This window comes from Glycomyces sp. NPDC050141 (assembly GCF_055586545.1).
On the sequence record NZ_JBVJHZ010000036.1, the window covers coordinates 40,834 to 59,782 of the forward strand.

The following is an 18,949-nucleotide window of genomic DNA, read 5'->3' on the forward strand; positions in this document are numbered from 1 at the left end:
GCCGCAGCCCAGCCTGTATTTACCAGTCCGTTATCAGTTTTCCGCAGAATACTCGGTTCTGCAAGCGGACAGTCAGTGCGGGTTCATGAAGGGATGGAAGGTCATAGCACGCATTTCCGTCAATTCCTTGACGTTGCCCACCAGGGGATTCCCTTGTGGAATAACGCGGTGGCACGCCGCGGCGCCGCTGCGCGAGAGCGCTGCGGCGCCGGGGCTGAGTCGCGGAAATGGACTCCGAGTATGAGTCCGGATGGGCTGTTCGGACGATTGCGGAAGCCGCTAGCCGCGCCATTCGACGTGGTCGTTGATCTTGGCGATGACGCCGCGCCAGGCGATGGCCGCCTGCTGGGAGTCGTTCTTCTTCAAGCGTCGCTTGGCGAGTTTGCCGCGCAGGCCGCCGTCGACGACGACGCGGAAGGTCTCGTCGAGGTCGTCGAGGGGCGAGCCGGGGGCGAGCGAGGCGACGACGGAGTCGTTCTTGAGCGCGTAGCCGAGGTCGCGGCCGATTTCGGCGGCCTTGATGAGCAGCTCGGGCTCCCAGGACTCCTGGCCGCCGCGGAGGTTGGCCACGACCAGGTCGAGCTCGTAGGTGTCGTCTTCGTCACACACGATGTCGTCGACGCTGAGGCGCTTCTGGAGCTCGGCGTACTCCTCGATCGCGGCGAGGTCGTGGTCGTCGTTGCCCTTGACGTACGCGACGAGCGCGTCGGCCTCGCGGAAGACGAGCAGCTTCCCCTTGCGGGTCAGGAAGACCGGGACCTCTTCGGGCTCGGCGTCGAGGGCGTCCTCCTCTTCCTCAGCGGCCTCGTCCCCGTCCTCGAAGTCGGCGGCGTCGGGCTCGGGGGCGTCCTCATCTTCGGCCTCGGCGTCCTCGTCGGCGGCGTGCTTGCCGACCGGGGCTTCCTCTTCCTCAACCGCTTCGGGTGCTTCGGTCTTCGCGCCGGGGAGGGTGTCCGACATCCGGTAGGCGCGCAGGGTGAAACCGGAGTCCTTGCCCAGGTGGAGCTCCACCGGGTCGATACTCGTCTCGTTCCAGAGCTTGTCGGTCTCGGCGCTGCGCACCGCGTCAGATTCGGCCGCCATGTCGCGTCCCTCCCGTAGTGATCTAGCTGGGGAACAGCGTACGACGACGCGACACGCCCGGTCGTACCCGGTAGGACCGAAAAGAAAAAGGCCCCGCTCGTATCGAGCGGGGCCTTCCATAAGCGACTAGTACGCGCCTCCGGCGGCGGCGGCCATCCCGGCCGGGTGCCACACGGTCTTGTACTCGGTCCACTGCCGCAGCAGGTCGAGCGAGGTCCCGCCCTTCCCGGGGCGGCGCACCACCTTCAGCGTCTCGGCGGCCGCCGCTTCCAGCGAGGCGGCGAGCCCGGCGTCGGCGACGCCGCCCAGGTCGAGCCCGTTGACGTCGGCGTGGGACGCGAGGTGCGGCGCGACCTCGGCGGCCTTGCCGCTCAAGATGTTGACGACCCCGCCGGGCAGGTCGGAGGTGGCGAGCACTTCACCGAAGCTCAACGCGGGCAGCGGCTTCGACTCGCTGGCGAGCACCACCACGGTGTTGCCGGTGGCGATCGCCGGAGCGATGGCCTCGATGAACCCGAGGAACGGGTCGTCCTGCGGCGCGACCACGGCGATGACGCCGAGCGGTTCGGGCGTCGTGTGGTTGAAGTACGGGCCCGCGACGGGGTTGGCCCCGCCGAGCACCGACGTGTACTTGTCGGTCCAGCCCGCGTAGTGCACGAGCCGGTCGATCGCGGCCTCCACGGTGCCAAGGGCCGCATGGGGATCGGCGCCGGTCGCGTCGGCGACCTCCTCGGCGAACTGCCCGGCGCGGCCTTCGAGCATCTCGGCGGCCCGGTACAGGATCTGCCCGCGCAGGTACGCGGTCTGGCCCGCCCACGGCCGCTGCGCCTTGCGGGCGGCGGCGACGGCGTCGCGGCCGTCCTTGCGGCTGGCGAGCGCGGCGTTCGCCAGCTCGGCCCCGTCCGGGCTGCTCACGGCGTAGCTCCTTCCGGACTCCGAGCGCGGGAACTTCCCGCCCACGTACAGCTTGTAGGTCTTCTTGACCCGCAGACGATCAGACATCGAGGTACGCCTCCAAGCCCTGGCGGCCGCCTTCGCGGCCGTAACCGGACTCCTTCAGGCCGCCGAAGGGGCTGGCGGCGTCGAACTGGTTGAACGTGTTGGCCCACACCACGCCTGCGCGCAGCCGCTCGGCCGCCCACAGGATCTTGGAGCCCTTCTCGGTCCAGACCCCGGCCGAGAGGCCGTACGGGGTGTTGTTGGCCTTGGCGATCGCCTCGTCGGGGGTGCGGAACGTGAGCACGCTCAGCACCGGGCCGAAGATCTCCTCCTTGGCGATCCGCATGGACTGCTGGACGCCGGTGAACACGGTGGGGCGGAACCAGAACCCGCGCTCGGGCAGGTCGCACGCGGGCTGCCACACGTCGGCGCCCTCGCCCGCCCCGGTCTCGGTGAGGTCCCGGATGCGCTCGAGCTGCTCGGCGGAGTTGATCGCGCCGATGTCGGTGTTCTTGTCGAGCGGGTCGCCCACGCGCAGGGTCTCGACGCGGGCCTTCAAGCGTTCCAGTACGTCGTCGGCCACGGACTCCTGGACGAGCAGTCGCGAACCGGCGCAGCACACGTGCCCCTGGTTGAAGAAGATGCCGTTGACGATGCCCTCGACGGCCTGGTCGATCGGGGCGTCGTCGAACACGATGTTCGCGGCCTTCCCGCCCAGCTCCAGGGTCAGCTTCTTCTTCGAGCCCGCGATCGATTTGGCGATCGCGCGCCCTACCGCGGTGGAGCCGGTGAACGCGACCTTGTCCACGGCGCTGTCCACGAGCGCCGCGCCGGTGGCGCCGGCGCCCGGGAGGATGTTGACGACGCCCGCCGGGAGGTCGGCCTCCTGGCACAGCTCGGCGAACATGAGCGCGGTCAGCGGCGTGGTCTCGGCGGGCTTGAGCACCACCGTGTTCCCGCACGCCAGCGCCGGGGCGATCTTCCACGCGAGCATGAGCAGCGGGAAGTTCCAGGGGATGACCTGGCCGATGACGCCGAGCGGCTTCGGGTCCGAGCCGAGGCCCGCGAAGGCGAGCTTGTCGGCCCATCCGGCGTGGTAGAAGAAGTGCTGTGCGGCGGTCGGGACGTCGAAGTCGCGGGTCTCCTTGATGGGCTTGCCGTTGTCGAGGGATTCGGCGACGGCGAACTCGCGTGCCTTCTCCTGCAGGAGCCGGGCGATGCGGAACAGGTACTTGCCGCGCTCAGAGCCGCTCATGGGCCCCCACACGGTCTCCTGTGCGCGGCGGGCGGCGGCGACGGCTCGCTGGACGTCGGCGGCTCCGGCCTCGGCGACGGTGAACAGGGCCTCTTCGGTGGAGGGGTTCACGGACTTGAAGACGGCGCCGTCGGCGGCGTCGGCGAACTCGCCGTCGATGAAGAGCCCGTAGTGCTCTTTGATCTGGGGCCGCACCGACTCGGGTGCGGGCGCGTACTCGAACATCGCTTAGTCCACCGTCACGTAGTCGGGGCCGGAGTAGTGGCCGGTTGTGAGCTTCTGGCGCTGCATGAGCAGGTCGTTGAGGAGGCTGGAGGCGCCGAAGCGGAACCACTCGTTGGAGAGCCAGTCGTCGCCGAGGACCTCGTTGACGCACACCAGGTATTTGATGGCGTCCTTGGTGTTGCGGATGCCGCCCGCGGGCTTGACGCCGACCTGGACGCCCGTGAGGGCCCGGTAGTCGCGCACGGCCTGCATCATCAGGAGGGTCACGGGCAGTGTGGCGTTGACGCCGACCTTGCCGGTGGAGGTCTTGATGAAGTCGGCCCCGGCGTACATGGCGAGCCAGGAGGCGCGGCGCACGTCGTCGTAGGTGACGAGTTCGCCGGTCTCGAGGATGACCTTGAGGCGGGCGTCGCCGGACGCGGCTTTGACGGCCTTGATCTCGTGGAACACCCGTTCCAGATCGCCCGACAGGTAGGCGCCGCGGCTGATGACCATGTCGATCTCGTCGGCTCCGGCGCGCACGGCGGCCTCGGTGTCGGCGAGCCGCACGTCGAGGGGCACCTGCCCGGCCGGGAAGCCGGTCGCGACCGAGGCGACCTTCACCGGGGAGCCCTTGACGGCCTCAGCGGCGATGGCGACCATCGACGGGTAGACGCAGACCGCCGCGGTGGGGGGCGCGTCGCCGTCGGGCCGTACGGCCTTGGCCGCGAGCGACCGGACCTTGCCGGGCGTATCGGCGCCTTCCAGCGTGGTGAGGTCGATCATGCTGATGGCGAGGTCGATGGCCTTCGCCTTCGCGTCCGCTTTGACGGAGCGGGTGGCGAGCCCCGCCGCGCGCGCTTCGAGGCCTACCGCGTCGACGCCGGGGAGGGCGCGGACGAGGGACGCGGCCTCGACGCCGCTCAAAATTGATCCCATGACCCGATGGTATCCGTTCGCTGTGACGTGAAGTTCAGAGTGTGGCGACTGGCTCACATTAGCGCGGCGAACAGGGCGTTAAGGTTGGGAACCGTGGATGTCAAGATCGTCGAACACCCGCTCGCCGCAGAACGGCTTACCGCCATGCGGGACGAGCGCTCGGACTCTCCTAGGTTCCGGGCTGCCCTGCACGAGCTCACAACAATGCTCGTCTACGAGGCCACGCGCGACGTGGCCGTGACCGAATACGAGATCCGGACGCCCGTGGCCCCGGCCAAGGGCTACCGGCTCGGGAACCCGCCGCTGCTCGTCCCGGTGCTGCGCGCCGGGCTCGGCATGGCCGACGCGGCGCAGGCGATGATCCCGGACGCGTCGATGGGGTTCGTGGGCCTGGCCCGCGACGAGGAGACGCACGAGCCGTACGCGTACATGGAGTCGCTGCCGGACGACCTGACGGGGCGGCACGTGATCGTGCTGGACCCGATGGTCGCCACCGGCGGGTCGCTGCTGCGCTGCTGCGAGATGATCGCCGCCCGCGGCTGCACCGACATCGACCTGATCAGCGTGCTGTGCGCGCCGGACGGCATCGAGAAGCTCGCCGCGTCGGGCATCGGGATGAAGATGACGACCGCCGCCGTGGACCCGATCCTCAACGACAAGGCCTACATCGTCCCCGGCCTCGGGGACGCGGGCGACCGCCAGTTCGGCGCCTACCGCCGCTTCTAGAGCACCAAAAAAAGGGGGCCCCCGAAAGGGCCCCCTTTTCCGTGCTCGCTGCTAGTGCGGGACGCCGAGGACGGCCGCGATCTCGGCCTTCAGGGCCTCGACGGAGGCGCGGGCCCGCTCGCGGGCCGCGGGCAGGTCGCCGCCGACGTCCTCGCGGACTTCGAGGTACGCCTTGAGCTTCGGCTCGGTGCCGGAGGGGCGGCACACGACCCGGGCGTTCGCGGTCGTCACGGTGACGACGTCGGCGTCGGGGAGCCGGTCGAGGTACTCGGTGACGGGCTCGTCGAGCAGCGACGTCGGCTGGTGGGCGCGCAGGCGCTTCATGCACGCGTCGATCTCGCTGAGGTCCTCGACGCGGACGGAGAGCTGCCCGGTCTCGTAGACGCCGAACTCCTCGGCGAGCTCGTCGAGCCGGTCCTGCAGGGTCGCCATGCGGGCGGCCTGCCCGGCGGCGATCTCGGCGACGACGAGGGACGCGGAGATGCCGTCCTTGTCGCGCAGGAACTCGGGGGCGACGCAGTAGCCGAGGGCCTCTTCGAACGCGAACGCGAGGTCGGCGCTGGTGCGGGCGAGCCATTTGAAGCCGGTGAGGGTCTCCATGTAGCCGAAGCCGCGCTTCTCGCACATCGCCTTGAGCTGCGTGGTGGACACGATCGTGGTGGCGTAGGTGCCCTTGCGGCCCTTGCGCATCCAGTGGTCGGCCAGGAGCACGCCCACTTCGTTGCCCGAGAGCTGGCGCCATTCGCCGTCGCCTGCGGGGACGGCCACGGAGCAGCGGTCGGCGTCGGGGTCGAGGGCGAGCGCGACGTCGGCGCCCTCCTCGACCGCGAGGGCCTTGAGCCGGTCGATCGCGCCGGGCTCCTCCGGGTTGGGGAAGGCGACGGTGGGGAAGTCGGCGTCGGGTTCGGCCTGGTCGGCGACGAGCGTCGGGGCCGGGAAACCGGCCCGCTCCATCGCTTTGACGAGGGTGGCGCCGCCGACGCCGTGCATCGGGGTGGCGACCGAGGCGAGGCGCTTGGGGTCGTCGGGGTCGACGACGGAGGCGATCGCGGTCAGGTACTGCTCCACGATGGACTCGTCGAGGGTCTCGCCCTCGTCGCCCAGCGGGACCTCCGAGAGCGGGCCGAGCGCTTCGATCGCGGCCTCGATCTCGGTGTCGGCGGGCGGGACGATCTGGGCGCCGGCGCCGAGGTCCCCGCCGAGCTCGCGGCCGAGGTAGACCTTGTAGCCGTTGTCCTGCGGCGGGTTGTGGCTGGCGGTGACCTGGACGGCGGCCGCGGCCTCGAGTTTGGTGACGGCGTAGGCGGTCACGGGCGTCGGGAGCGTCCCGGGCATGACGAGGGCGCGGCGCCCCGACCCGGTGACGACGCGGGCGGTCTCGGCGGCGAACTCGCGGCTGCCGTGGCGGGCGTCGTAGCCGATGACCACGGGGCCTTCGGCGTCCTTGGCGTCGAGCCAGTTGACGAGCCCGGCGGCGGCGGCGCGCACGACGGCGAGGTTCATGCCGTTCGGTCCGGCCCGCAGGGGCCCGCGCAGCCCGGCGGTGCCGAACTTCAGCCGCCCGGCGAAGCGGTCGGCGAGCTCGGGGGCCGTCGCGGGGAGGCCGTCGAGCAGCCGGTACAGCTCGTCCCGGGAGGTCTTGTCAGGGTCGTCGGTGATCCACTGCAGCACGTCGGCGCGCAGCGCATCCAGGTTGGTCGTCTCCTCGGTCATGCGGAAATCGTCGCATATCCGCATGACGGGAGGCACCTGTTGTGGACGGTGTGGCCTCAGCCGGTCTGGAACGACGCCGCAGCCTCGTCATACACCTGCTGTGATAGGTCCCATGTATCGGCGTCGCCGGAGACGAACACGCCGAACGAGGCGGCGTCGCCGTCGTAGACGAGCGACCAGATCGAGTGCCGCTCGGCCCCGTTGTCGTTGTTCGTGCCGGTGTACTCCAGGACCGCGCCGTCCATCCCTGCGATCGTCGTGTCGGCGAGCTGGATCTGGTCGAGCTCCTCCATGGACTCCGGGAGGCCGTCCCAGTAGTCCTCGAGGTAGGCCTCGTCGGTGTCGAAGTCGTGGCTGAACCCGGAGTAGAACCGCACCCACTGGGTGTCGTCCTCGGGGTTGTAGAACAGCACGTACCCTTCGCCGCCTTGGCCTTCGACCCAGTCGGCGGGGTAGTTCGCGGTGAACCCGTCCCCTTCGTACGTCTTGGTCTCGAACGCGGGGCCTGCTTCGCCCTCGGTCCCTTCGGACTCGGCGCCCTCACTGGACGGCTCTTCGGCGGCGCTCTCCGATGCGCTCGGCTCCTCGCCGCCCGAGCCGCTGCCGGTGTCGCCGAGGAGGAACTTGTAGGCGCCCCAGCCGAGGACGAGCACGAGCAGCACGCACACGGCGATGACCGAAGCGGACTTCCAGACGTTCCCGCCCTGTTCTGGCTCAGGTTCGGGTTCCCGCACCTGCGGCCTGGCGCCGGTGCGCGGCGGCGGGGCGTCCTCGTAGGCCGCCTGCCGCTGGAACGGCGGGGACTGCTGCGGGATGCCGCCGGTGCCGAGCGGCCCGGCCAGCAGCACCTGGAGTTCCTGGCGGACCTGCGGCAGCGGCGCGCGCTGCTGCGGGTCCTTCGCGAGCATCCCGCCGATGAGCGGCGTCAGCGGCCCGGCGTGGCGGGGGCTCTCGGGCGGTTCCTGGACGACCGCGCGCATCGTCGAGACCGCGTCGCCGCGGTCGAACGGCGGGCGGCCCTCGACGGCCGCGTACAAGGTCACGCCGAGGCTGAACACGTCAGAAGCGGGCTCGGCCGGGTGGCCCACGGCCCGCTCGGGCGCGATGTAGTGCGCCGACCCGAGCACCTTGCCCGGCGTGGTCCCGCCCGACACCTGGTGCTGCTGCGCCGCACCGAAATCGGAGAGGACGCACCGCCCGTCCGTCGAGATGAGCACGTTCCCCGGTTTGATGTCCCGGTGGATGATCCCCGCGTCGTGCGCGGCCTGCAGCGCGCCGACGAGCGCGAGCCCGATCTTCGCCGCGACACGCGGCGCGAGCGGCCCGTCCTGCGTCAGGATCTCCGCGAGGCTGCGGGCCTGCAGGAGCTCCATGACGATCCAAGGCAGCCCGGCGTGCTCGACCACGTCGAAGATCCGGATGATCGACGGGTGCGACAGCGCCGCTGCGATCTGCGCCTCCCGCCGCGACCGGTCGATGAGCTGCGCGCGCTCAGGCGCGGGCAGGTCCGGCGGCAGGAACACCTCTTTGAGCGCCACCTCGCGGCGCAGCACCGTGTCCTGGGCGCGCCACACCGACCCGTTGCCGCCCTTGCCGACCAGGTCCACGAGCCGGTACCGGTCGGCGACGAGGTCCCCGGGCCCGGCCCGGTTGCCCGTACCCGCAGGGCCGCCGGGGCGGTCGCCCTGCCCGCCGACCGCGAAACTCTGGCCCAGGTTCCCGTAGTTGCCGTACGACGACGAATGCCGGTACGAGGAGTCCCCGTACGAGTCCCCGCCGTACGCGTCCCGGTTGAAACCCGGGTTCGAACGCGGGTCGGGGCGCTCCGAACGATAGGGATCAGACCCCGTGCTGTGCCTCTGAAAACCAGCCGCCCCGAAAGACGGATGCGGATCGGCGCCGCCGAGCTCCGAACCGTAGTTCGACTGGGGCCCTTGGGGTTCCTGTGAGTACCGAGGGGTCGGCACCGCGCCGGGGCGGGGGTCCTCATATGCGCCGGGACCACCGCGACCGTAGTCAGATGAGTACGTCATTCGGCCACTCCTCGCGAGGGATCCCCACTAGTTTGCCGTGTCCGGGCCACCCGGTCGGTACCGGGCCCAATTACGGCTCGCAAGCTTCGCCGAGGCTGTTTGGATAACCGCTAGTCAACCGTCACGTTAGGGGCAGGCAGCACGGGCACGACAGCGCCGCCGGGAACGGGTCGGACCTTCCCGGAGACACGGTTCGACCCCTAGGATGGCAGCCATGCAGTCCACACCGCAAGGCCGCGACGGGATCGAGATCCGGCCCGTATACCGACCCCAAGACGCCGCGGCGGACCTCCCGGAACGACTCGGCGAACCCGGGTCCTTCCCCTACACGCGCGGCGTCCACCCCACCATGTACACCTCCAAACCCTGGACCATGCGCCAGTACGCCGGCTTCGCCACCGCCGCCGAATCCAACCGCCGATACCGCGACCTCCTCGAAGCCGGCACCACCGGCCTCTCCGTCGCCTTCGACCTCCCCACCCAGATGGGCTACGACTCCGACGCACCCGAAGCCGCAGGCGAAGTCGGCAAAGTCGGCGTCGCCATCGACTCCCTCGCCGACATGCGCGTCCTCTTCGGAGGCATCCCCCTCGACGAAGTCTCCACCTCCATGACCATCAACGCCCCCGCCGCCGTCCTCCTCCTGCTCTACCAGCTCGTCGCCGAAGAACAAGGCGCCGACCCCGCCAAACTCCGCGGCACCATCCAGAACGACATCCTCAAGGAATACATCGCCCGCGGCACCTACATATTCCCGCCCGCCCCCAGCCTCCGCCTCGTCGCCGACACCTTCGCCTACTGCGCCGCCGAACTCCCGCAATGGAACACGATCTCCATCTCCGGCTACCACATGGCCGAAGCCGGAGCCACCCCCGCGCAAGAACTCGCCTTCACCCTCGCCGACGGCATCGAATACGTCGACTGCGCCCTCAACGCCGGACTCCACGTCGACGCCATCGCCCCCCGCCTCTCCTTCTTCTTCGTCGCCCGCTCCCGCATCCTCACCGAAGTCGCCAAATTCCGCGCCGCCCGCCGCATCTGGGCCCACATCATGCGCGACCGCTTCGGCGCCGAAGACCCACGCTCCATGAAACTCCGCTTCCACACCCAGACCGCCGGCGTCGAACTCACCGCACAGCAACCCGAAGTCAACCTCGCCCGCGTCACCGTCCAAGCCCTCGCCGCCGTCCTCGGCGGCACCCAATCCCTCCACACCAACGCCTACGACGAAGCCATCGCCCTCCCCACCGACACCTCCGCCCGCCTCGCCCTCCGCACCCAGCAGGTCATCGCAGCCGAAACCGACCTCACCGACACCGTCGACCCCTTCGCCGGCTCCTACGCCGTCGAAGCCCTCACCGACGAAATCGAAGCCGAAACCCTCCGCCTCATCGACGCCGTCTTCGCCCACGGCTCCGCCGTCGCCGCCATCGAAGCCGGATTCCAGAAGAGCGAAATCGAACGCAGCGCCTACGAGACCGCCAAACGCATCGACTCCGGCGAGCAGACCGTCGTCGGCGTCAACGCCTACACCCTCAAAGACGCCGAAGCCCCCTACCAGCCCCTCAAAGTCGACCCCGCCATCGAAGCCGCCCAAACCGCCCGCCTCGCCCACCACCGCGCCGCCCGCGACCCCCAAGCCCTCAGCGCCGCACTCGCCGCCGTCACCGCCGCCGCCGCAGGCACCGCCAACGTCCTCTACCCCCTCAAAGACGCCCTCGCACTGGGCGCCACCGTCGGCGAAGTCTGCACCGCACTCGCCGCCGAATGGGGACGGTACGTACCCACCGACAATTGGTGACCGCACCGTCACCCACAGGCGAAGCGCACAATGCGTCTGTCGCCGAAAACCCGATCCCGGGAAACACTGGTCCGCGGACGCGTCATGCCCGACATGCGCGTCCGTGTTCTGTATGAAAACCGGATCGCGGCCGTAACTTATCGGCTCGGCAAGCGTTATGCCTCATGACGGCGGGTACGGCTCCAATACCGTGACCGCACGTCGCAGAGCCGTCACCACTGGCGCGGGGACCAGCAGGACGGCAGGCGGGCGTCGCAAATCACGGCGCTGGCCGCAACGGAGCGCGATCGGATTAAGCTTGCCGGATCGCCCTCCATTGGCTTTGATCCTCGAACGCGAATAGCGAGGCGCGAAGGAATGTTTACGCTCACTGCGGAGAAAGTCGTCGAGATGGGTACCGCCACAAAGTCCAATGAGCCGCTGCCGAGCGCGATCGCGCCCGAATCGTGTCTCGTGGTACCCGGCGCCCTCCCCTCGTTCGACCATTCCGGCGATCCCGCTGAGGAGCAGCCCATGTCCACGTCGCTGCCCGAGTTCCTGGACGGCTGGCTGGCCGCCCACGCGGGCGAGGTCATCGCGGCCCGCCGCCACATCCACGCGAACCCGCGCCTCTCCCGCCAGGAGCACGACACCGCGAACTACGTCGCCGCGCGCCTCGCCGAAGCCGGGCTCGACCCGCAGCTCATCCCCGACGGCACCGGTCTCACCTGCGACATCGGCACCGGCGACCGCGTCATCGCCATCCGCGCCGACATGGACGCCCTGCCGATCCACGACCCCAAGCAGGTCCCGTACCGCTCCACCGTCGACGGCGTCACCCACGCCTGCGGCCACGACGCCCACACGGCCATGCTCATCGGGCTCGGCCGCGTCCTCGCCGAACTCGAACGCGTCGAAGGCCTCCCCGGCCGCTTCCGGCTGATCTTCCAGCCCTCCGAGGAGCAGTTCCCGTCCGGCGCGCCCACCATGATCAAGTACGGGGCGCTCACCGACGTCGCCGCGATCTTCGCGTTCCACTGCGACCCCCAGTTCCCGGCCGGGAAGATCGCCGTCCGCAACGGGCCCTTGACGGCCGCGTGCGACGTCATGGAGGTCCGCATGACCGGCCGCGGCGGGCACACCTCCCGCCCGCACCTCACCTCCGACCTCGTCAACGCCATCGGCCGCGTCGTCGTCGACGTGCCCGCGCTCGTGAACCGCCGCCTCGACCCGCGCCAGTCCGTCGCCATCGTCTTCGGCGCCGTCCAGGCCGGCGAAGCCGCCAACGCGATCCCGCAGGAGGCGCTCGCGCGCGCCACCGTCCGCGTCCACGGCCGCGAGACCTGGGACATGATCCCCGACCTCGTCCAGGAGGTCACCCGCTCCGTGGCCCGCGCCTCCGGCGTCGAATGCGAGATCGACTACCGCCGCGGCGTCCCGCCCGTCGTCAACGACCGCCTCGCCTCCGCCATGTTCGCCGGGGCCACCGCTGCCGCGCTCGGCGACGAAGCCGTCGCCGAAGCGCCCATGTCCATGGGCGGCGAGGACTTCGCGTACTACCTCGAGCAGGTCCCCGGCGCCATGGCCCGCCTCGGCGTCGGCCGCCCCGGCGAACGCCTCGACATCCACCAGGGCAACTTCGACATCGACGAGGCCGCCCTCGGCCACGGCATCCGCGTCATGACCCACACGGTCCTCGCCGCGGCCGCCAGCCCGGCCTTCTAAGACCCGCGAACCGAAAGGGGGAGCCGCGAAGCGGCTCCCCCTTTCGGTCTACGAGAAGTCACTCTGCAGTGGGGCGCTTCCGCAGCGTCTCGACATAGTCCTGGGGGGCGCCGGCCGCCTCGGCCGCGCGCATGATCTCGTCCAGGTACCACTGGCTCGGCAGGCCGCCCTCGAAACCCTCGAACACGTACAGCCACACCTGGCGGTTCGCCTCCAGCGTCGCCGCCTGGGTGTGCATCTTCCGGTACAGCCCCGAGTTCAGGCCCTCGAGCTCGTCCAGGACCTGCCGGTCGGCCGGGTCCAGGTCGTAGAGCGCCACGAACACCCGCTCGCCCGGCGACTCCACCACGGTGGCGACCGCCGACTCCGAACCCAGATCAGCGTTGCCGAACGTCAGGCGCCAGCCTTCCAACCACCCCGTGCCCACCAGCGGCGACCGCGGGCACGTGGCGCGCATTCGGGCAGGGTCGAGATTCGAGCCATACGCGGCATAGAGATGCACGACTCGAAGATACCCTTAAACCAGCCCGCACTGAAGCATCCCGCACACCGAAAGGCGCACCGTGGCACGAGTAGCGATCATCGGCGGAGGCCCCGCCGGGTACGAAGCCGCCCTCGTAGCGGCCCAACTCGGCGCCGACGTCACCCTCATCGAGAACACCGGTGCAGGCGGCGCCTGCGTCCTCTCCGACTGCGTCCCCTCCAAGACCTTCATCGCCGCCTCCGCCGTCCTCACCGAGATCCACGAGTCCTCGGAACTCGGCGTCGGCACCAAAGAAGCCACCGCCGACCCCGCCGCCGTCAACGGCCGCGTCCGCCGCCTCGCCACCCAGCAGTCCGCCGACATCGCCCAGAAACTCGTCAACGCCGGCGTCGACATCGTCTACGGCCGCGGGGCGCTCCGCGTCGACAAGGGCTACAACTACCTCCACGAACTCCACGTCGTCCCCCTCGAAGGCGACCCCTACGACACCGACGCCGACATCGTCCTCATCGCCACCGGCGCCACCCCCCGCACCCTCACCTCCGCCCCCGTCGACGGCGAACGCATCCTCACCTGGCGCCAGCTCTACGACCTCAAGGAACTCCCCGAGCACCTCATCGTCGTCGGCTCCGGCGTCACCGGCGCCGAGTTCGCCTCCGCGTACCTCGCCATGGGCTCCAACGTCACCCTCATCTCCTCCCGCGACCGCGTCATGCCCCACGAAGACGCCGAAGCCGCCGAGACCGTCGGGCGAGTCTTCGTCCGCCGCGGCATGGACGTCCGCAACCACTCCCGCGCCGCCGCCGCCCGCCGCACCGAGACCGGCGTCGAAGTCGAACTCGACGACGGCACCGTCATCGAAGGCACCCACGCCCTCATCTGCGTCGGCTCCATCCCCAACTCCGACAACCTCGGCCTCCACAACTACGGCATCCAGATCGATGAGCGCGGGTTCATCCCCGTCGACAAGGTCTCCCGCACCAACGTCCCCGGCGTCTACGCCGCGGGCGACGTGACCGGCGTCCACGCCCTCGCCTCCGTCGCCGCCATGCAGGGCCGCATCGCCATCTGGCACGCCCTCGGCGAAGCCGTCCGCCCCATCAAACTCGCCCACGTCGCCGCCAACGTGTTCACCGACCCCGAGCTCGCCTCCGTCGGCGTGACCCAGGCCGACGTCGACTCCGGCAAGGTCGACTGCCGCGGCGTCCTCCTCCCGTTCGCCTCCAACCCCCGCGCCAAGATGGTCGACCGCACCGAGGGCTTCGTGAAGCTCTTCGCCTGGAACTCCTCCGGCATCGTCGCTGGCGGCGTCGTCGTCGGCTCCCGCGCCTCCGAGCTCATCACCCCGATCGCACTGGCCGTGGAGCAGCGCCTCACGGTCGAGCAGGTCGCGCGGACGTTCACGATCTACCCGTCGCTGTCGGGCTCGGTAGCCGAGGCCGCCCGCCAGCTCATGGAGTTCTGACACAGCCAAAAAAGGGCCCGCGGCGGATGCCGCGGGCCCCTTTTCGTTCCTGTGCTACTTGAAGGATTCGACCCGCAGGTGGCGGACGAGGTGCACGTCGGTGGCGCCGCCGGTGGAGGAGGCGAACCCGAACTTGAACGTCTCGGGCAGGGTCTCGGGCACTTCAGCATCGAGGATCCGGACCCAGCCGTTGCCGTCCTGGAAGTCGATGTCGACGGTGACGTCCGCGTGCCCGTTCTCGGGCAGGACCTTGAGCTTCACGAGGCGCTTGGCGTCGTCGAGCGACGTGCCGCGGAGGCTCGCGGGGAAGTCCGTGCCGTAGATGTCGCCCGCGGAGTAGGTGCCGATCTTCTCGTCGGTGGCGGTGGTGGCGAGCAGGCAGTAGCCCTCGTGGCCCTGGCCGGGGCCGCGCAGCGCGACGTTGTCGGGCGCCTTGTTGGTCTCGATCTGCAGGTACGGGGGCGCCTGCTCGCCTTCGGGGCAGCCGTTGCCGCGGCCTTCGGTGTCGGCCGAGAAGTTCCCCCAGGCGTCGAGGCCGAGGCCGAGGTAGCCGCCGTCGATGCCTTCGAGGACGTTGCCGTTGGCGTTGAACTGGGCGTAGCCGAGGCTGCCGCCGAACGCGCCGGTCTCGGTGAGGTCCGTGCCGCCGTCGACGAGGAAGAACGCGATGCCGTCGGCGCCGGTCCCGCCGTACTGGTACTGCGAGAAGGTCACCTCGATGCCGTTCCCGGAAGGCAGGGCCTCGTTGTAGATGGCGGCGCCGGTGTCGTAGTGGCCGGTGTCGGTGAGCTGGAGGTAGCCGGGGGCCTTGCCGGACTCGGGCACGGGCCCGGTGGCCTGGTCGGAGCAGGAGTCGAACTCGTCCTCGCCGCCGACGACGGTGGCCGCCGTCAGGCACGCGTTGAGCGAGTTGAGGTCCGGGTCGGTCACCTCGTCGCCGGTGAAGTCCTCCGAGAGGAGCAGCTGCTTCGCCTCCTCCTTCGCTTCGGCGGCTTCGGCGCCGGCGGTCGCGGGCAGGGCCGCGAGGGCCGCCGCGAGCATCATCGAACCTGCCCCGAACTTGGCAATGCGTTTCACTGGAGCTCCTTCGTTCTGCGCTGCGCGGCACCCCGCGCGAAGTCCGCGGCCCGGCGAACCCGAGCCGATTACAGCATGAAGCTATATGAACACGAAGAGCGATGAACTCTGTTCGGGTAAGTGTGCACTGTCTACAAGCAAGTGTTCACCGTGGGCCGCCGCGGCACGCGGGCCGCGGCGGCCCCCAGGCTCCCGGCTCAGGCATCCCGCCGCCGCATCGCCAACCAGCCGCCCGCCAGCGCCGCCACCGTCCAGAGCACCAGGATCGCTATCCCCTCCCAGGGGCCGTAGTCCCGCCCGAACTGCGGATCGCCCGGCCGCGTCATGTGCATGATCACCATGCCCACCTGGTCGGGGAAGTACTGCACCACCGGCTTGATCGCCTCCAGGTTCCCCAGGCCCTGCCCTGACAGGAACAGCACCGGCAGCAGGATCGACAGCGTCACCACGGTGCTGCGCAGCATCACTGCGACCGATGCCGTGAACACGCTCAGCAGCGTCAGGTGAATCCAGCCGCCCAGCAGCGACTCCACGGTCCACCACTCGCCGATGGGCGCCGCCGCGTCACCGATCAGGAGCCGCACCAGCCCGAACACCGCCAGTTCCACGACCAGCGCCGCAACGGCCACCGTGAGCCCGAGCGACGTCATCTTCGCCGCGAACAGCCTCCCGCGCGAGGGCACCGCCGCCAGCGACGCCCGGATCGTGCCCGTCGAGAACTCCGACCCCACGGTCGCGACAGCGAATGTCACGAGCACCAGCTGCGCCGTCAGCAGAGCGAAGAACACCGGCAGCAGCGCATCCGCCGCCGGGCCGCCCGGGCTGAACCCGTTCGCGATCACCCAGCTGAGCCCGAGCGCGATGAACGCGAACAGACCCAAAGTCACCACTGTGGACCTGACCGAGCGGATCTTCACCCACTCGGCCGAGACCGCCTGCGCGAACGCCCTCACAGCGCACCTCCCGACTTGAACTCGACCGACGCGCCCGTCAACCGTATGAACGCCTCCTCCAGGCTCGCCCCGCCGCCGTCCGCCGACGCATGGGCCGCGATGAACGCCTCCGTAGCGGTATCGGCCAGCAGCCGGCCCCGCCCGATCACGATCAGATGCTCGGCCGTCAACGCCATCTCCGACATGAGATGGCTCGACACGAGCACCGTGCGGCCCTCCGCCGCGAGTCCCTTCATGAGGTTCCTGATCCACACCACCCCTTCGGGGTCGAGCCCGTTCACCGGCTCGTCGAAGATCAGCACCTGCGGGTCCCCGAGGAGCGCCGCAGCGACGCCGAGGCGCTGCTTCATCCCCAGAGACAGCGTCTTCGCGCGCTTGCGCGCCGCGCCGGCCATCCCGGTCGCCTCCAGGACCTCCACGATCCGCCGCTCGCCGATGCCGTTCGTCCGTGCGATCCAGCGCAGATGCTCCCGCACACTGCGCTGGGGATGCAGGTCCCCGGCGTCGAGGAGCGCCCCGACCGCCGTGAGCGGCCGCTCGAGCGACGCGTACGGCCGCCCGTGCACTGTGGCGAGCCCGCTGGTGGGCCGGTCCAGACCCAGGATGAGCCGGATCGTCGTGGACTTGCCCGCGCCGTTGGGTCCGAGGAAACCGGTGACGCGACCGGGCTCCACATTGAATGAGAGATCGTCGACGGCCGTGCCGCCGCGATACCGCTTCGTCAAATTCCTGACTTCGATCACAGGACCAACGTAAAAACCACGACCCCCAGGCAACAGTCGCCGGAAGTAGCCGAAGAAAGCAACGAAAGTGAACCCGCCGCCAGGCCCTCCGCCCACCGGCCCCTGCGTAGGCTGACCGAATGAAAGGTCTGCTCGCGGCCGTAGCCATCGTGCTGGCCGAGTTCGCGCTCCTCGCCGCCCTCCCCGCCGGGCCGATCCCCGCGGGCATTCTCGCGCTGCTCGCCGGGGCCGTCGTCGTCGCCCTGTGGCAGCGGTACCGCAGGTCCGTGCGTGAACAGGAGGTCGCGGTAGCGCGCGAACGGCTCCGCCTCGCCCGCGACATGCACGACCGCATCGGCCGCCGACTCGGTCTCGCCGCCGTCCAGGTCGCGGCCCTGGAAGTCCGCGAGGCCGATCCCGACCGGCGCGCCGAAACGAGACAGGTCGGCGACACCGTACGCGCCGCAGTAGAAGACCTTCACGGTCTCGTCTCGTTGCTGCGCAACGGCTCCGAACCGGCGACCAGGTTCGACCATGCCGAAGTGGCGACCCTCGCCGCAGCATTCATCGAAACAGGCGTGCCCGTCGAACTGCGCCACGAAGGCGAACCCGCCGCGCTGCCCGCCGTCACCGCCCGCGTCGCCTACGCCGTGCTCGAAGAAGGCCTGGCGAACGCAGCGAAACACGCCCCGGGCAAGCCCGCCCGAGCGACGATCACCTGGGAGGAAGACGCCCTACTAGTGGCAGTAGAAAACCCGCTCCCCAAAACCACCCCACCGAACGGCCCAGGAGGCCACGGCATCGTCGGCCTCCAAGAACGCGTAGACGCCGCGGGAGGCCTGCTCGACTACCGCACCGACGCATACAAGTTCCGCCTGAGCGCGATGCTGCCCCTGCCCTCGTCCCGCCCGCCCCTCCCGAGAGCCGCCCGAGCGGCGGCGATCGGCACGGTTGTCCTGCTCCTGGTGCTGCTCCCGCTCACCTCGATCGCAGGAGTCCAGACCGGATGACCAGCGTAGTAATCGCCGACGACGAACCACTGGTGGTAGAAGGAGTCAGAACAGTCCTCGAATCGGCAGGAATAACAGTCCAGGCGGTAGCCCACAACGGACAAGACGCCCTGTCGGCAATAACAGAACACCACCCCGAGGTGGCACTGCTAGACCTGCGAATGCCAGGAACGGGCGGCCTGGAACTCCTCGTCCCCCTCGCCACCGCCTCACCCGAAACTCGGGCGCTGATCCTGACGTCCTTCGGGGACCAGGAGAACGTGCTGGCAGCGGTGGCGCAGGGCGCGGCCGGGTTCGTGCTGAAGACCTGCACCCCAGAGGAACTGGTGACCGCCGTGCGAGCGGTCGCGGCGGGGGAGGCGTACCTGTCGCCGGTGGTGACGCGAATGGTGCTCGGCCTCGTGGCCCCCGAATCGGCCCCGCGGCGGCGCGACGCGGTGGAACGGGTCGCCAGGCTCGCCGCCCGCGAACGCGAGGTCCTCGAAGCCGTGGCCGAGGGCCTCTCGAACGCGGAGATCGCGAGCAGAGTCCACATGAGCGAGGCGACCGTGAAGACCTACGTCAGCCGGGTCCTCGCGAAGCTCGGCTGCACGAACCGGGTCCAGGCGGCGATGCTCGCAAGAGACGCAAGAAACTAGCCAGCGCCACCCTGTGGATAACTCCACCACACCCGAACAGGCAAAATAACAAACACTCACAAAGTTATCCACAGGTAAAAAATAGTTCTTGGCAACCTGTGCCGAACCTGTGATTGTAGATATCAAAAACAGCTGCTTCGCCGGTGGCGGAGGAAGTGCGGAGTGGCGAACCGGTCCTGGCAGGACTGGCGGCGAAAGTGGGA

Annotated in this window: 16 protein-coding genes; 6 read left to right on the plus strand and 10 right to left on the minus strand. The window is 69.7% G+C overall.

The annotated features are described in order from the left end of the window. Positions 1-279: 279 nt before the first annotated feature. The 4 genes from ACZ60M_RS19690 to deoC all read right to left on the minus strand — a co-directional run bounded on the left by ACZ60M_RS19690 (position 280) and on the right by deoC (position 4,420). Positions 280-1,083 (minus strand): DNA primase, encoded by an 804-nt coding sequence (locus tag ACZ60M_RS19690; RefSeq protein ID WP_465420047.1) that lies wholly within the window; start codon positions 1,081-1,083, stop codon positions 280-282. A gap of 126 nt (positions 1,084-1,209) precedes the next feature. Further along, complete coding sequence (locus ACZ60M_RS19695; RefSeq protein ID WP_465420049.1) at positions 1,210-2,085, minus strand: aldehyde dehydrogenase family protein; 876 nt, start codon at positions 2,083-2,085, stop codon at positions 1,210-1,212. After that, on the minus strand, positions 2,078-3,502 hold the full coding sequence (locus ACZ60M_RS19700; protein WP_465420051.1) for an aldehyde dehydrogenase family protein: 1,425 nt from the start codon (positions 3,500-3,502) through the stop codon (positions 2,078-2,080). Before ACZ60M_RS19700 ends, ACZ60M_RS19695 begins: the two co-directional genes overlap by 8 nt. Before the next feature lie 3 nt (positions 3,503-3,505). Continuing rightward, a complete protein-coding gene (gene deoC / locus ACZ60M_RS19705) occupies positions 3,506-4,420 on the minus strand; it encodes a deoxyribose-phosphate aldolase (protein ID WP_465420052.1) in 915 nt (304 codons plus the stop codon). A gap of 93 nt (positions 4,421-4,513) precedes the next feature. Between deoC and upp the strand changes: the two genes are divergently transcribed. After that, the gene (gene upp / locus ACZ60M_RS19710; RefSeq protein ID WP_465420054.1) at positions 4,514-5,146 is read left to right on the plus strand and encodes a uracil phosphoribosyltransferase; all 633 of its coding nucleotides are present in this window, start codon (positions 4,514-4,516) and stop codon (positions 5,144-5,146) included. 51 nt (positions 5,147-5,197) lie between these two features. Here upp and ACZ60M_RS19715 read toward each other — a convergent pair whose 3' ends face one another. Further along, a complete protein-coding gene (locus ACZ60M_RS19715; RefSeq protein ID WP_465420055.1) occupies positions 5,198-6,859 on the minus strand; it encodes a phospho-sugar mutase in 1,662 nt (553 codons plus the stop codon). Positions 6,860-6,915: 56 nt separating this feature from the next. Continuing rightward, entirely contained in the window at positions 6,916-8,892 is a 1,977-nt protein-coding gene (locus tag ACZ60M_RS19720; RefSeq protein WP_465420057.1) for a serine/threonine-protein kinase, read from the minus strand. Between the two features lie 214 nt (positions 8,893-9,106). Between ACZ60M_RS19720 and ACZ60M_RS19725 the strand changes: the two genes are divergently transcribed. Together ACZ60M_RS19725 and ACZ60M_RS19730 are read left to right on the plus strand one after the other, a co-directional pair. Continuing rightward, positions 9,107-10,693, plus strand: coding sequence for an acyl-CoA mutase large subunit family protein (locus ACZ60M_RS19725; RefSeq protein WP_465420058.1), 1,587 nt, complete (start codon positions 9,107-9,109; stop codon positions 10,691-10,693). Between the two features lie 390 nt (positions 10,694-11,083). Further along, positions 11,084-12,397 carry an amidohydrolase gene (locus ACZ60M_RS19730; RefSeq protein WP_465420060.1) on the plus strand — a complete coding sequence of 438 codons (1,314 nt, stop codon included), beginning with the start codon at positions 11,084-11,086 and terminating at the stop codon, positions 12,395-12,397. 58 nt (positions 12,398-12,455) lie between these two features. On the opposite strand, the gene ACZ60M_RS19735 is transcribed toward ACZ60M_RS19730, so the two are convergent. Then, a complete protein-coding gene (locus tag ACZ60M_RS19735; protein WP_465420061.1) occupies positions 12,456-12,899 on the minus strand; it encodes a gamma-glutamylcyclotransferase family protein in 444 nt (147 codons plus the stop codon). 61 nt (positions 12,900-12,960) lie between these two features. On the opposite strand from ACZ60M_RS19735, the gene ACZ60M_RS19740 reads away from it, so the two are divergent. Continuing rightward, a complete protein-coding gene (locus ACZ60M_RS19740) occupies positions 12,961-14,346 on the plus strand; it encodes an NAD(P)H-quinone dehydrogenase (RefSeq protein ID WP_465420062.1) in 1,386 nt (461 codons plus the stop codon). A 54-nt stretch (positions 14,347-14,400) separates the two neighbouring features. Here ACZ60M_RS19740 and ACZ60M_RS19745 read toward each other — a convergent pair whose 3' ends face one another. The 3 genes from ACZ60M_RS19745 to ACZ60M_RS19755 all read right to left on the minus strand — a co-directional run bounded on the left by ACZ60M_RS19745 (position 14,401) and on the right by ACZ60M_RS19755 (position 17,119). Beyond that, the gene (locus ACZ60M_RS19745; protein WP_465420064.1) at positions 14,401-15,423 is read right to left on the minus strand and encodes an L-type lectin family protein; all 1,023 of its coding nucleotides are present in this window, start codon (positions 15,421-15,423) and stop codon (positions 14,401-14,403) included. A gap of 197 nt (positions 15,424-15,620) precedes the next feature. After that, on the minus strand, positions 15,621-16,376 hold the full coding sequence (locus ACZ60M_RS19750; protein WP_465420065.1) for an ABC transporter permease: 756 nt from the start codon (positions 16,374-16,376) through the stop codon (positions 15,621-15,623). Next, entirely contained in the window at positions 16,373-17,119 is a 747-nt protein-coding gene (locus ACZ60M_RS19755; RefSeq protein ID WP_465420068.1) for an ABC transporter ATP-binding protein, read from the minus strand. Before ACZ60M_RS19755 ends, ACZ60M_RS19750 begins: the two co-directional genes overlap by 4 nt. 119 nt (positions 17,120-17,238) lie before the next feature. Between ACZ60M_RS19755 and ACZ60M_RS19760 the strand changes: the two genes are divergently transcribed. Both ACZ60M_RS19760 and ACZ60M_RS19765 read left to right on the plus strand, forming a co-directional pair. Next, positions 17,239-18,108 carry a sensor histidine kinase gene (locus tag ACZ60M_RS19760; RefSeq protein ID WP_465420071.1) on the plus strand — a complete coding sequence of 290 codons (870 nt, stop codon included), beginning with the start codon at positions 17,239-17,241 and terminating at the stop codon, positions 18,106-18,108. Further along, entirely contained in the window at positions 18,105-18,746 is a 642-nt protein-coding gene (locus ACZ60M_RS19765) for a response regulator (RefSeq protein ID WP_465420072.1), read from the plus strand. Before ACZ60M_RS19760 ends, ACZ60M_RS19765 begins: the two co-directional genes overlap by 4 nt. The last annotated feature ends 203 nt before the right edge of the window (positions 18,747-18,949 follow it).

What these genes read in the sequence shown, in the direction of transcription:
- ACZ60M_RS19690 (WP_465420047.1), bottom strand. Translation starts at nt 1,083, where the DNA reads ATGGCGGCCGAATCTGACGCGGTGCGCAGCGCCGAGACCGACAAGCTC.
- ACZ60M_RS19695 (WP_465420049.1), bottom strand. Translation starts at nt 2,085, where the DNA reads ATGTCTGATCGTCTGCGGGTCAAGAAGACCTACAAGCTGTACGTGGGC.
- ACZ60M_RS19700 (WP_465420051.1), bottom strand. Translation starts at nt 3,502, where the DNA reads ATGTTCGAGTACGCGCCCGCACCCGAGTCGGTGCGGCCCCAGATCAAA.
- deoC (WP_465420052.1), bottom strand. Translation starts at nt 4,420, where the DNA reads ATGGGATCAATTTTGAGCGGCGTCGAGGCCGCGTCCCTCGTCCGCGCC.
- ACZ60M_RS19715 (WP_465420055.1), bottom strand. Translation starts at nt 6,859, where the DNA reads ATGACCGAGGAGACGACCAACCTGGATGCGCTGCGCGCCGACGTGCTG.
- ACZ60M_RS19720 (WP_465420057.1), bottom strand. Translation starts at nt 8,892, where the DNA reads ATGACGTACTCATCTGACTACGGTCGCGGTGGTCCCGGCGCATATGAG.
- ACZ60M_RS19725 (WP_465420058.1), top strand. Translation starts at nt 9,107, where the DNA reads ATGCAGTCCACACCGCAAGGCCGCGACGGGATCGAGATCCGGCCCGTA.
- ACZ60M_RS19730 (WP_465420060.1), top strand. Translation starts at nt 11,084, where the DNA reads ATGGGTACCGCCACAAAGTCCAATGAGCCGCTGCCGAGCGCGATCGCG.
- ACZ60M_RS19760 (WP_465420071.1), top strand. Translation starts at nt 17,239, where the DNA reads ATGAAAGGTCTGCTCGCGGCCGTAGCCATCGTGCTGGCCGAGTTCGCG.
- ACZ60M_RS19765 (WP_465420072.1), top strand. Translation starts at nt 18,105, where the DNA reads ATGACCAGCGTAGTAATCGCCGACGACGAACCACTGGTGGTAGAAGGA.